General features: G+C 42.2%; 13 protein-coding genes. 7 read left to right on the top strand and 6 right to left on the bottom strand.

The window, feature by feature from the left end; translation table 11 throughout:
- The first annotated feature begins 120 nt into the window (after positions 1–120).
- Positions 121–411 carry a hypothetical protein gene (locus L4C33_RS14665; RefSeq protein ID WP_428813163.1) on the top strand — a complete coding sequence of 97 codons (291 nt, stop codon included), beginning with the start codon at positions 121–123 and terminating at the stop codon, positions 409–411.
- Positions 412–464: 53 nt separating this feature from the next.
- Here L4C33_RS14665 and L4C33_RS14660 read toward each other — a convergent pair whose 3' ends face one another.
- On the bottom strand, positions 465–893 hold the full coding sequence (locus L4C33_RS14660; RefSeq protein ID WP_428813162.1) for a TetR/AcrR family transcriptional regulator: 429 nt from the start codon (positions 891–893) through the stop codon (positions 465–467).
- Positions 894–1,317: 424 nt separating this feature from the next.
- On the opposite strand from L4C33_RS14660, the gene L4C33_RS14655 reads away from it, so the two are divergent.
- From L4C33_RS14655 to L4C33_RS14645, 3 genes are all read left to right on the top strand, one after another.
- A complete protein-coding gene (locus L4C33_RS14655; RefSeq protein WP_489686440.1) occupies positions 1,318–2,490 on the top strand; it encodes a lytic polysaccharide monooxygenase in 1,173 nt (390 codons plus the stop codon).
- Positions 2,491–2,606: 116 nt separating this feature from the next.
- The gene (locus L4C33_RS14650) at positions 2,607–2,993 is read left to right on the top strand and encodes an MAPEG family protein (protein ID WP_428813161.1); all 387 of its coding nucleotides are present in this window, start codon (positions 2,607–2,609) and stop codon (positions 2,991–2,993) included.
- A gap of 8 nt (positions 2,994–3,001) precedes the next feature.
- Complete coding sequence (locus L4C33_RS14645; RefSeq protein ID WP_428813160.1) at positions 3,002–3,517, top strand: DNA mismatch repair protein; 516 nt, start codon at positions 3,002–3,004, stop codon at positions 3,515–3,517.
- An 83-nt stretch (positions 3,518–3,600) separates the two neighbouring features.
- Here the strand turns inward: L4C33_RS14645 and L4C33_RS14640 are convergent, their stop codons facing one another.
- The 3 genes from L4C33_RS14640 to L4C33_RS14630 form a co-directional block, all read right to left on the bottom strand.
- Positions 3,601–4,239 (bottom strand): START domain-containing protein, encoded by a 639-nt coding sequence (locus L4C33_RS14640; protein WP_428813165.1) that lies wholly within the window; start codon positions 4,237–4,239, stop codon positions 3,601–3,603.
- Positions 4,240–4,350: 111 nt separating this feature from the next.
- Entirely contained in the window at positions 4,351–5,388 is a 1,038-nt protein-coding gene (locus tag L4C33_RS14635; RefSeq protein WP_428813159.1) for an acyltransferase, read from the bottom strand.
- A gap of 125 nt (positions 5,389–5,513) precedes the next feature.
- Positions 5,514–6,470 carry an AEC family transporter gene (locus L4C33_RS14630; protein ID WP_428813158.1) on the bottom strand — a complete coding sequence of 319 codons (957 nt, stop codon included), beginning with the start codon at positions 6,468–6,470 and terminating at the stop codon, positions 5,514–5,516.
- Between the two features lie 165 nt (positions 6,471–6,635).
- Here L4C33_RS14630 and L4C33_RS14625 point away from each other — a divergent pair, with 165 nt between their 5' ends.
- Both L4C33_RS14625 and L4C33_RS14620 read left to right on the top strand, forming a co-directional pair.
- The gene (locus L4C33_RS14625) at positions 6,636–7,220 is read left to right on the top strand and encodes a TetR/AcrR family transcriptional regulator (RefSeq protein WP_428813164.1); all 585 of its coding nucleotides are present in this window, start codon (positions 6,636–6,638) and stop codon (positions 7,218–7,220) included.
- Positions 7,221–7,328: 108 nt separating this feature from the next.
- Positions 7,329–8,180 carry an alpha/beta hydrolase gene (locus L4C33_RS14620; RefSeq protein WP_428813157.1) on the top strand — a complete coding sequence of 284 codons (852 nt, stop codon included), beginning with the start codon at positions 7,329–7,331 and terminating at the stop codon, positions 8,178–8,180.
- A 224-nt stretch (positions 8,181–8,404) separates the two neighbouring features.
- Here the strand turns inward: L4C33_RS14620 and L4C33_RS14615 are convergent, their stop codons facing one another.
- Positions 8,405–10,945: a glycosyl hydrolase family 18 protein gene (locus tag L4C33_RS14615; RefSeq protein ID WP_428813156.1), complete on the bottom strand. Its 2,541-nt coding sequence runs from the start codon at positions 10,943–10,945 to the stop codon at positions 8,405–8,407.
- Positions 10,946–11,297: 352 nt separating this feature from the next.
- Positions 11,298–11,798 (bottom strand): DUF2850 domain-containing protein, encoded by a 501-nt coding sequence (locus L4C33_RS14610; protein ID WP_428813155.1) that lies wholly within the window; start codon positions 11,796–11,798, stop codon positions 11,298–11,300.
- 233 nt (positions 11,799–12,031) lie between these two features.
- Between L4C33_RS14610 and ppnP the strand changes: the two genes are divergently transcribed.
- Positions 12,032–12,313 (top strand): pyrimidine/purine nucleoside phosphorylase, encoded by a 282-nt coding sequence (gene ppnP / locus L4C33_RS14605; protein WP_428813154.1) that lies wholly within the window; start codon positions 12,032–12,034, stop codon positions 12,311–12,313.
- Positions 12,314–12,316 lie beyond the last annotated feature (3 nt).

Raw genomic sequence — 12,316 nt, 5'->3', positions numbered from 1 at the left:
ATTAAGGGACTATGCAGTTCATATCTACCTGCGATAGGTAGGATTTTAGAGTATTAATAATGCTAACGGCATGTTTTGAATTATAGATATTGAAATATCAAACAATAGATTGGGAACTTCATGAACAACACTCTTAGTACACTTCTTAATGGTTGTAGCAGCCGTTACCTTTCAAGCTCATTGGGTACAGTCCGCTTAGTGCACGGTGAAAATATTAATATTTTAATGTACAAGGTTTTAGGCTCAAAACAGACCATATCTCTTTGCATTAAAAAGCAAGCTGTCAACGAACTTGGGCTTATTGGTTACCTATCAGCCATGGCTGAAAAAGATAAAACTGGAGATTATAAAATAGCTCATCAGGCGGTTTCTGAAATTATTAATACCAGTTTAACCACCAGTAATCGATAGCGTCATACTCTTATACCATCAAAGCCAAATGTCGCTCTAAAGGGTGGCATTTTCTACGAATGGATAACCGCATAACCCATGCACATGTAAACACACTTCTGAACATCTTCTGGATTGCCATCAATGGCATCAAACAAACCTTTTACACCGTCTAGTTTGGGGATTATTGGTCCAGCAGTCAGCACTGCTCGTTTAAACTCTGCGTTATTATCGAAAGCCGACACCCATGATTTGAAGAATTCATCAGGTGAGCCAAATCTAAGTGGTTTTTTGATGATTTGTGCGTACATAGGAGCGAGAACAGCTGCTATATCGGACTTTCTATCGAAGTGAGCATTGATCCCTGAACTAGAAATACCAGCGGTTTTCGCTATGTGTACGAATGTGGCTTTATCAAAGCCTTCATTCATCGTTATGTTGAAAGCAGTATCGATAATTTTTTGTCTAGTCAGTATCGCTTTTGGTGTCTTGCCTTTGGTCACAGATTCTAACCTTAATCATAAATAGGGTGTGGCGTATTTGTTAGAGGTTGATGATAACAATAAAGTTAATTTAGGTCGAAGTTGACCTTAAACGTACTGCGAAAAATTGAGCTTTCACTAAGTTACCCTCCCTTGTTTATTTGGTTCTAATTCAATGAATGATTGTCGAATTTGTAAATCTTCCAAACCTTGAGAAATTGATTTTTATGAAGTCACTCGAAGGCTAGTGAACGGCTTTCATTGTATGAAATCAATGGTGGAATGGAGGCGACAGAACTGAAGAGACATCCGGATTCTTTAGTGAATCAGCCCTTTAAACTTATAAATCCTTGCTAGGTTGATAGTTCCATTTATGTGCTATTGCCAGAATATTGGGTCGGACTGGCTTCAGCTTTGATTATTCAGTAAGGAAAATATCATGAAGATGAAAGCCATTTCGTCATCGGTAGTAATAGGGATTATGTCGTTCACCAGCGTGGACAATGCGAGCGCTCATGGTTGGGTTGAGTTCCCCAATTCTCGTCAGAATATTTGTTACCTCGACGGTGGGTTTTGGGATAATAATATCCCCAACCAAGCTTGCCAGGCTGCATTCGATATTTCTGGTGCCTATCCATTTGTTCAACGTAACGAAGTGGCTGCGAACGTTCCGAACCATCAAGATATGGCACACGTAAAAGCGATCGTTCCAGATGGTACTTTGTGCTCAGCAGGCTCAAAGGCAAAAGAAGGGCTAGATGTGGGTTCTGCGCATTGGCAGAGAACCGCTATCGCGCTGGATGAAAACAGCCAAATAGATTTAGTGTTTAATGCCACGGCACCTCATAACCCGTCTTATTGGCAGTTTTATCTGTCGAAACCGACAGCGGATTTGACTGTGCCGTTAACGTGGGACGACCTCGACCTTGTTGATACGAGCGGTAATGTGGCGGTTGGTGAAGACAAAAAGTACCGAATTAAAGTGACGCTTCCATCTGACAGAGCTGGTGATGCTGTACTTTATACTCGCTGGCAGCGTGAAGACCCGGTTGGGGAAGGTTTTTATAACTGTAGTGATATTACCTTCTCTAATTCTGGAACTACTCCGCCAGACCCAGTTGAGCCTACGCCACCTGCTAACAATTTGACCGAACTTGGTTATTTTGTTTCTACTGAATTTGGTGCCGTTGAATCAGGTGATACGGTCAGGTTCAGAACCTTTGACGCGAACGGCTCCGAAACCACAGACATTCAAGTTGCGATTTCAGCCAATAATACGTCGACTTGGTCAGCAGAGTTAGCTGGGCAATTTAATGATCTGAAAAAAGGCGAATGGTTTATTGGTATTTGGCATGAGGCGATGAATCACTATATGTTTGATACGAATAATATTTATGCCAATCGAGTCATGGCACCTAATGCTATACCGAGTTACCAACTCTCTTTAATTAAAGCAAAAGATCCTATTCCACCGACTCTACCAATCAATGCTTGGAATGCGGATCAGGTTTATAACACTGGTGATGTAGTTACTCATAATAGCCAGGAGTGGACAGCGCAGTGGTGGACACAAGCTCAAGAGCCTGGCACTACGGGTGAATGGGGCGTGTGGCGCTAACATTGTATGAATAAGTGACCTAATCGACACTGTTCAAACGAAGGGGCGTGATTAATTTGCTGAATGATTTACCAGTGAAGTAGATTGGATTGTAATTACCAATCAGAGACTGAAATATGATCACAGCACTTTATGCGTCCCTTCTTGCTATTTTAATGATTTGGCTAGCGATTCAAGTCATTAAACAGAGGCGAGCAAACCAAGTCGCTYATGCTGATGGTGGTGTTGAACCATTACAGATCGCTCGCTCTGCACAAAGTAACGCGATGGACTACATTCCGATAACGTTAATATTAATGGGGTTCGCGGAATTTAACGGCATGCATGTTTGGTTGGTACATATCATTGGTGTCACCTTTGTGCTGGGACGTATGATCCATGCAAAAGGTATTTTAGGGAAGAAGTTCAAAGGCCGTGTTTTGGGGATGCAATTGACTTTAGCCTGCATGGTCGCTCTTATCATTCTAAACTTAGTTTACCTACCTTTTGACCAATTACTTTAGGGTTTAGGATGACATTTCGAGTTCCGCCAGCTTGGGTAATTGTTCTATCTGGGTTGATCTTGAATATCTTAGCGATTGTGATCTCAAGTTTAGTCATTGATAAACTCTCGGCTAAGCAAAATGATTTGTATGAGCAAAAGAGCGCGAATTTGTACTCTATTCAACTCGCATGGAACAGTGTTGAAACGTTAGAACGTAAACGCGAGGCTTTGTTATTACACCTTAATAGTGAGCGAACTGTTCCTCAGTTGGATGAGATATTACGTGGTCAACTTTCGGTTTGGGTCGGAGAGTCAATGCCATCTGTAACCATTGCAAACCTTCCTACATTTATGATGTCGATTAATTCAGCGCAACAAGCTCAGCGTAATAAAATTGATGATTATTATTTAAATAATTTGTCTATTTCAGAGTCTATGCTGGCTTTAGAAGAGCGGATGACCTTTTACAAAAACATCGCGTTGTTTCTACAAATTTTTGGCTTAGCGTTGATTCTGGCTCGTGATCTTGCAAGGAAGCCATAAAATAACAAAGCTTTTTCCCGCTCACTTCATTAACTTATTCAGACCTTATAATTAACGCCTCTGATACCTTCATACGTACTACTTTATGGCAAGTGAGTCGCTTCTAACGGCAGGTTAGGGTGCTGACTATTTTGATACTTGGGTAACTGCTCTCTTAAGCCTTGAAATGTAGATAGGGCACCTGCAACAGACAACTTGTTAGAGAGCCAGTCTGGCAGTATTCCTCCGGGATCCGCAAACGCGGTATAGGTGATATGAGTGGTGCCTGAATTCAAAGGCTGTAAAACCCACAGCGCTTCTACTTTGGATATCCTTAAATAGCCACTGCGCTTTTCGATATAAGTAGAAGCATCGGTAATGGTAAGTTCAAACTGACCATTACCGAGCTCATACTTAGAGTAAGTCACCATGTCTCTGTCGCGGGCAGGCCACGGAGCTGAAAATTGTGTGTAAACAATGTTTTCATTAGTTGATAGCTGTTTTAGTACTTCACTCATCGAGACTCTATCAATCCAATTCGGAACGTTAGCACTGTCTTCTAAGAGCAGCAAAAAGCCAGAGTAGGTTGTTTTCGCTTGCATTTGAGCTTTGATCTCGACTAACCCATCACTGTGTGGCCTTTTGTGTATCGTAATACCGTTTTCGCTTGTCACAAATAGCCAAGGGTTGGTTTGCTCTGCTGTACTATGAAAACTCACGATAAGGGTGAGAAGGGCGAACATTCTATTCATTTTCTTCCCTTAAAAGAAAAGGTTATAACTACTAACAGTTATAACCTCTATCGTGGTGATTGCGAGTTTTATTTGAGCGATTAATTTATTATCGAGTAATCATTAACGAAGCAGCCAAGCCTTAACTGGCGTCTTCTCAATTCCAATCACAAGTAAAAATGCGAGAACAATAGTACTTGAATAGACCAATACGTCTTTCGCTAGCCCTGTGATTTCAAGTATCCCGGAAATATTGAACATTAAGATAACGATTAATAAGTGGCTAGCGTAAATCCCAAGCATGCGTTTAGAAACAAGTGAAACCCACCTCATGTTGCCCATTTTCGGGTTGGCGAGTAGCCACATAAAGACGCCTACCGCCCAAAGTGCGGTGCCAAATAAAAAGTCATGCACGTTAAAAGCCATTTCATGATTGGTGAGCCAGTACGCTTCTGCGAAGTGTATTGCCATGCCGACCAGTAGTAGGTTTAGTGCTTTTCGTGATGATAATTGCCATTGGTTCTGGCGAATCAAAAAGCCTATTACGACCATGAGAGTACTGAAAAAAGGCCCATTACGTGTAAAAAATGGAGCCTGTAGGTCGGTGATATTGGCATAGCTTCCTGCAAGCGTCCCGTATGCATACAACCCAATAGCAATCGGCAAAATTAGCTTTTCTAAACTCATGTCAACGAGTATTGCTAGCACTAATACCGCGCAGGCTAAGGCTGGTAGGAACCATAAATGCACTAATCCGCCCTCGAGCAACGAGTTAAGAGGATTGGACATTAAATAGCCCCAATAACCCTCTCGTTCGGCTAAATAACCGCTCTCCATAACTTTGCCCAGGTTGAATGGCATTAATAGGCTGATAATGCTCCAAGCTAGCCAAACCTTTAGAAGAGGTTTGCAGTAATTAGTGAACGTAGCCCATGGCGAAGCCGCTAACTTTGGTTGGATGAGGTAACCAGAAATTAAGAAAAACAGCGGCACTGCAAACCGAGCACTTTGGTTCAGTATGTAGCCAACCCAAGGCACTTGATCTACCTGCCAATAGGTGAGGGCCATTTGGCAGTGTAAGCCAATGATGGCAAGGATAGCGACAACTCGTCCGAGTTCGAGACTAGCGATATGTGGACTGGGTTGGTGAGATGAAGTCATGTTGTGATCTCAGGAATAAAATTACCCAAAATTTATCAGTCTTCACCTATATTGAGGTAGCTCTAAATCAAAGAATTATCCTAATAGAGTTACCCTTAATAGTGATTGTTTGAGGTGCGTCGCAGCTATATTAAACCTGTTGCCTTTAAGAGGAATATACCTATGGTGCAAGTAATCAATGACATGACCGTTGTCAGTGCAATGATGTTGGCGGCTAGCGTAGCATTTCCCCCCATCGCTCTTGCCATTACATAGCTTGCAGCTGCCGTTGGTGCTGCACTCATCAGGAAAATTAGGCCGAGCTCTAGATCTCTAAACCCAAGGAAAAGTGCTGCCAGAGTAATGAACAAAGGCGCGAGTATTAATTTGTAACCCGTTGCAAACCATGTGGGTAGTTTATCGTGTTTTAAAGAGCGGATATCCAACGAACCGCCGGTACAAAGTAACGCCAGTGGCAAAGTCATATTCGCAAAGTACTGGCCAGCATCTGTGACCATCTTAGGTATAGGAATAGACAGTCCATAAAACACAACGCCGAGCATAATTGAAATAATAAGTGGGTTTTTGGTTAAGGTTTTAGCAATGACGGTAACCGCTTTGGCTCCGGATTCTTCTCCTTTAGGGGTTAACGCGATGACGGCTTGAATATTATAAAGCACAGTTGTTGATGCAACATAAATCGCAGCTAACGCTACCCCTTCATTCCCATAAATATTCGCGACATAGGCAAGGGCAATGATAGCGGTATTAGCTCTAAAACCACCTTGAATGATAACACCTTGGTCTTTCGGATCTTTGAACGTCCACTTGGTGGAAAAGTAAGTAAATACGAAAAAGATAAGGTTAGAGATCAGTCCAAAGGCAACTAGGCTACTGCTTGCTGAAAAGTTATGGTTAGACTGCACGATACTAAGAAATAGCATAGCTGGAAGCGTCACTTGGAATACCACTTTAGACGCTACATCAATGAAATTCTCATTGATTAGCCCTATGCGTTTGAGTGTCACGCCAAGGAAAAGCATGAGGCAAATCGGGCCAGTAATAGCGGCAGAAAATGCAAATTGTTCCCAAAGTGTGTCCATTTACGTTCCTTATCATACGCAATTCAATATCCTTTTGATTACAGTCGCATTTTTTTCATAATTTCTCGACAAAAGAAATTAATTATTTATTGAGCGGTATAATAAATTTGCAAAAAAGAACGAACGTGCTAAAAATAGAGTGTTAATTGATTAAGTTGGTCGATGATGAGCAAGGGTAAAATAACAAAAGAACATATATTGAGCTGCGCTTTCTCATTGGCGAGTGAAAATGGTTTAGAAAGTTTAACCATTGGTGCGTTGGCCAAAGAGTGCGGAATGTCTAAAAGCGGCTTATTTGCTCATTTTAATTCAAAAGAGAATCTGCAAGTCTCAGTCTTGGGTTACTCCAATGCTATTTTCACTGAACGAGTGATTGCCCCTGCCAGGTTGTTAGGTGACGCCGATATAGAAGCTAAATTGAAACAGCTGTTAACGAACTGGCTAGGTTGGAACCATTCTTTTCAAGGCAGCTGTATGTTCATTGATGCCTGGAAAGACGCTGCGACAGATTGCCCAATTCAGAAAGCGTTACAAGATTCGATAGCGGTATGGATTAATTATTTAACCATTCAAGTTCAAAAAGCGGTCGAATCAAAGCAATTTAGAAGCGACCTCGATGCTAAGCAAGCGACTTTCGAACTGTATGGGCTTTATTTAAGCGCAAACTTGTTTTATTCCATACACGGCCAGCAAGCGAGCCACGACCACTTTTGGAGTGGCGTTGAAAGGCTAATTGCTAGCTGGAAGTAAAAATTAAATRAAAGAGGGCTACGCCTCTTTTTTTATCCAAACAAAAAGCACGGTCGTTCGTTTTTTATGTCGACCACTATTTATGTCGGTCACTATAAGGACAGAATCATGAGCGAAAAAATTTACTTCAATACATCGACAAAATTCAGTGTTAAACGAAGCTTAATCGGTGCAACAACGAACTTGCACTACATCTTAGCTCCGACTCACGCTAAGAAAACCGCGAGAAAGCTGTTACTTACTCCTGTACGAACAGAACCTAAAAATGCTGAGCCATCAGGATTGATTAAAAGTGAAGTCGTAGGTCGAGATGGTGTTATTAAAACCTACTCATTAGGGAGTGGTCCTGTTTGGGTTCTGACTCATGGTTGGTCGGGCACAGCAAGTCAGTATTATCCTTTGATGGAGCATATTGCTCGTCAAGGTTACACAGCTTTGGCTTATGATCATCCTGCTCATGGTGGCAGTGAAGGTGTTTATGGTCATATTCCAGCATTTGTTAATGGCTTAGAAGCTATTTTAGATTCGGTAGAAGATGTTGCAGGCCTAGTTGGACACAGTATGGGTACGGCATCAGCTTTAGAATGTAAACACGTTAAACTTGAAGACAAACCGTTACTGCTTATTGCTCCAGTATTGGACTACTTAGATAACTTGTTTGGAAGCGTGGCTCGCTCAGGTTACTCGATGAAGCTATTTAATGCTGTCGTGGGGGAAGTGGAAGAGCAATTTAATTACCCTATTCAATCTGTGGATCCTTATGGAAAGCTTGCGTTGCGTAGTTCTCAAACCATCATAGTTCATGATGAAAAAGATAAATTCACTAAGTTCGAAGTGTCACAGCGGGCTGCCAATGAAATGGCTCAAGTTCGTTTAGTTCCGACACAAGGCCAAGGGCATGGGCGAGTGATGAAATGTCCTGAGGTATTTGAAAGTTTTGACCGCCTAATTCAGTCATAACAATTCCTCCTTCATTGAGCTGGATTCGATTGATTTTATGAAGAGTGCCTCATAGGTTTGAGCGCAATTTACCTAAGTCGAGCCACTAAAAAGACCAAGTGAGATTAACCGTAATTAATCAAACTTGGTCTTGGTTTTTATTCTATCTGAGTATGAGTCAGCTAGAACTGTTAGTTATTTATAGTCATTGACCACTGTAATTACTGGTCATCTATAACTATGGATTAACTAGCACAGTTTGCAGGTCCAATTTCTTTCCAAACGCCCCATGCGACTGTTGTTGTTGGATCTTCACCGGTTGTCCACCATTTCGCTTCCCAAACCTTACCGCCTTGAGTTACTTGTTCACCGCCAGTGTAGATTGCACCTGAATCCCAAAGGTTAGTACAAGTGTTACCACCTGTTACTTTCTTAAGTACTTTTACCGCTGTTGTAGCATTAGAGCTTGCAGTACCATCACTTACGGTTACAGAGAAGTTCAATACTGTGTCTTGAGTATATTCGTCCGCAACAAAGCTTACTGAAGAACCTTGAACCGTTGCATTAATACCCGCTGGTACATCCCAAGCAAAGCTTAGTGTGTCTTGATCTGCGTCGCTAGAAGCAGAAGCATCAACCACAACAACATCACCAGCATTGACTTCAGCCGGAGCAGAGACCGCAGCTACAGGAGCTGTATTTACTGGGCCTGTATCTTTAGCTTTAACGGTAACAACAACCGTATCGGTAGCCGATGCGCCATCGTTATCTGTTACTGTTAGCGTAAAGGTCAGTGTTTCTTGCTGTGCTACTTCAGCCACATCGAAACTTACTAGCGCACTATTTGCATTCACTAGAGTGACGGCGGTTCCGCCAACTTGAGCCCATGCATAGCTTGCGATTGTGCCGTCGCTGTCTTTCGAAGCGCTACCATCTAAAGAAACCGATACTGGCCCAACAACAGATTGGTCAGCACCTGCCGCAGATGTTGGTTTGCGGTTTACTGGTTCTGTCGTTCCGCCAGCAAGGCCTTCATGCATCGCATTCAAGATATCGCCATTATCTGCATCAATCTCCCATGAGAAAAGACCCGCAAGACCTAGGCTACGTACGTACGCACCTTTCGCTTTAACAGAGCGGTCATCGTCAAATGTAATGAGTTGACCTGACGTACGATTCCACACATACGGTGCTTCTGCCATTTCGTCGTAGCCGTATTCAAAGCCGTTAATACCTTGATTATTTGCACCTAGCATATTGTCTTTGATGCCTTTGTAATCAATAACGCCATCTTCCCAAACGCCTTGAGCAGAGCTGCCTTTGAGTTTACCGTTACCAACACCTGTCATTGGGTCTGTAGGATCGGTTAGCGAAGAAGGCATCACACCTTCCCAGCCACGACCGTACATTGCCGTACCAACTACAAGTTTGTTTGCCGGAACGCCTTGAGCCAGCAGCATTTGGATGCCGTTGTCTGTCGTGTATGCAGGGCCTTTGAATTGCTCACCATTTTCATCAACACCAGACCCATCACATTGACCTGGGCGCATGAAGTTACCACAGTTAAGAGCTGTTTGGTGACCGACAACGTTGTTCCAACCACCGTAGAAGTCGTAAGTCATCGCGAAGATGTAATCCATATGCTGGATTGCTTCGCCGTAGTTAACGTCTTCAATTTTGTCGTGACCAACGCCAATTGCTGAAGTCAGTTCGTATGTTCGGCCATTCGCTGCTTCTAGCTCATCAAGCATTGCGCGAAGTTCTTGCATTAACGCTATGTACGCAGGGCCATCATTTACAGGGTCTCCAAGGTTAGCGTTTTCACCGCCACCACCAGGGAATTCCCAATCAATATCAACCCCGTCGTAGAATTTCCAAGTATTTAAGAACTTCTTAACAGAAGCGACGAAGGTGTCTCTGTTGGCTTTGGTTGTGAAGTCAAAGAATGGGTCTGAAAGAGTCCAACCACCAATTGAAGGAATGATTTTTAGATCTGGATTACGCTGTTTTAGCGCCATCATCATTGCGTAGTTCCCCTTAATAGGAGAGCTGTATTCGTGGCCAGCTTGCGGAAAACTCTTTTGGAAAGCTGCCCATGGGTCATGAATGACTACTTCGTAATCGTTTACTCCATTACAAGCTGTCATTAGTGCATTGTAACTGTTACCACCCACTGATTTCACAGATTCATTAGGACCACAGATAGGAATGAAACCGTAAAGAATGTGTGTAAGGTTATCTGCTGGAAGGTTATCAACTGTGTAGTCGCGACCGTAGATACCCCATTCAACAAAGTAAGTACCAACAACCGTATTGGGATCTGTCGCGTAGGTTTTGTTATTTGGGTCAATGTTCATTGCTAGCGGAGCAAGGTGTGAGCCGTCTGTATCTGCAATTGTGATTTTTGCAGGTGCACTTTTGCTACAACCAGTTGCGTCACATGCTTCAATTTCCATTTCGTATAGGCCACCTTGACCATATTCGAATGAAGCGGTTGTTTGGCTACCTGAAATAGGGCCTGTTGCTACTTGTACCCCATCAAAATAGATGTTGTATGTGTCGCCAGTTGTCCCACTCCATTGATTGAATTTGACTGCTATCTTAGCGTTATCATGGTACTTAACCATCTGGTTGTAGCCAGAGGTTGTTTCCATCGCTAATTCAATTTTGGAAAATTGAAGGTTATTAGAACCATACATGTCGATGCTAGGAGCACTCGGTGCAGCTAGTGCTGCCCCAGACAGAGCTAATGCGATACTTGCCGCACACATGTTAAAACGAATCATAGTATTTCTCTCATTCCTTGATTGTTATCCACCCAAAAGGTAGGTGCATAAGCTGCTCTAAATTTGAGCATCACAGTCAGTATTCGAGAGGTTTTTTATTTTATAAAAAGAATTAAATAGCTTTCCGATGGGTGGTTTAAAAATAACCAATATATAACAACGTGTTACATTTTGTGTGTGCGACTTAGTCCAAAATTTATAAAGTTAAGGCAAAAGTTAGAAAACTAAACTATTTACGTATTTTAGTTTTTGGAGAATTATTATTGGTGAAATGATCTTGAACCTAACATCTATAGGTCAAAGATGAAGTTTTGGTTTTAGTTAGATTGTCGATTTTAAAGAAATCTAGCGACTATGGCTTAAAATGTTCAGCTAAAGAAGCACGTCGTTTTTGCATCCCACCACCACCAAATGAAGTCACAGTATCTTCGTAGCCTTCTTTTACAAAGCTTTGTACTGGAGACTCGGGGTATAAGCGACGAAGTTGTGGCGAACTAGTGCTGCCTGAGAGTTTGTATACTGTCATACCGGAACCGGTAGAAAAGCGAACTTTTGAACCATCAAATTCATAGTTTGTGCTGATCAGGCGACGATTTCGGCTAACGCCATCGTCTGAAAAAGTGAGGATGTCTGTAGAGTAGGGAGGTGCACCAATCTCTATCCAATTGCCATGCACGTTACTAGGGTCAACGTGCTCTTGATAACCCACATAAGAGAGGTAACTGATAGTGCTTACGGCAACCAGTGCTAGCAGTATAAAAGCGATTTGAGCGATTAAACCGAAATTATCAGACGGCTTTCGACTCGTTTTAGACCGCTTAGCTGACTTCTTCGATGGTTGTCCTGAGGGCACGCAATAACCTTAGTATGATGAGAGCCGATATATCATGGTATTGATAAAGTTAACGACTTGTAAAGAAACTTTTCAATATAGCTGACGGGAAACCCTATATCTATTCCAAATCCTATAAGTAGTTAAGGCTATTCGGTTGTGTTCTAAGCTGAATTAAAAGCTTGTATAGAGACAAAATATTAGTTAAAACGATGTTCCTATTTTTGAAAATATAGAGTTAACAAGGACGTATTATGATCAAGGAAAACACTTACTTCGAAGGTGGCGTTAAGTCATTAGGTTTCACTCAGGCAGACGGTGACAGTAGCGTTGGCGTTATGGCAGCTGGCGAATACACATTTGGCACAGCAGCACCTGAAAAAATGACGGTAGTGAAAGGGGAATTGATCGTTAAACGTACTGGCGAGTCAGATTGGACAACATTCAAATCTGGTGAATCTTTTGATGTGGAAGGTGACTCTTCTTTCGACTTGCAAGTTAAAGAAGCAACGGCTTATCTATGTGAGTATTTGTAAGAT

Source organism: Vibrio makurazakiensis (assembly GCF_050337375.1).
Taxonomy (GTDB): Bacteria; Pseudomonadota; Gammaproteobacteria; order Enterobacterales; family Vibrionaceae; genus Vibrio; species Vibrio makurazakiensis.
Note: the sequence above shows the minus strand (reverse complement) of the source record. Positions and strands in the feature narration are given on the sequence as shown.

What these genes read in the sequence shown, in the direction of transcription:
- L4C33_RS14625 (WP_428813164.1), top strand. Translation starts at nt 6,636, where the DNA reads ATGAGCAAGGGTAAAATAACAAAAGAACATATATTGAGCTGCGCTTTC.
- L4C33_RS14665 (WP_428813163.1), top strand. Translation starts at nt 121, where the DNA reads ATGAACAACACTCTTAGTACACTTCTTAATGGTTGTAGCAGCCGTTAC.
- L4C33_RS14620 (WP_428813157.1), top strand. Translation starts at nt 7,329, where the DNA reads ATGAGCGAAAAAATTTACTTCAATACATCGACAAAATTCAGTGTTAAA.
- L4C33_RS14645 (WP_428813160.1), top strand. Translation starts at nt 3,002, where the DNA reads ATGACATTTCGAGTTCCGCCAGCTTGGGTAATTGTTCTATCTGGGTTG.
- ppnP (WP_428813154.1), top strand. Translation starts at nt 12,032, where the DNA reads ATGATCAAGGAAAACACTTACTTCGAAGGTGGCGTTAAGTCATTAGGT.
- L4C33_RS14655 (WP_489686440.1), top strand. Translation starts at nt 1,318, where the DNA reads ATGAAAGCCATTTCGTCATCGGTAGTAATAGGGATTATGTCGTTCACC.
- L4C33_RS14615 (WP_428813156.1), bottom strand. Translation starts at nt 10,945, where the DNA reads ATGATTCGTTTTAACATGTGTGCGGCAAGTATCGCATTAGCTCTGTCT.
- L4C33_RS14640 (WP_428813165.1), bottom strand. Translation starts at nt 4,239, where the DNA reads ATGTTCGCCCTTCTCACCCTTATCGTGAGTTTTCATAGTACAGCAGAG.
- L4C33_RS14635 (WP_428813159.1), bottom strand. Translation starts at nt 5,388, where the DNA reads ATGACTTCATCTCACCAACCCAGTCCACATATCGCTAGTCTCGAACTC.
- L4C33_RS14630 (WP_428813158.1), bottom strand. Translation starts at nt 6,470, where the DNA reads ATGGACACACTTTGGGAACAATTTGCATTTTCTGCCGCTATTACTGGC.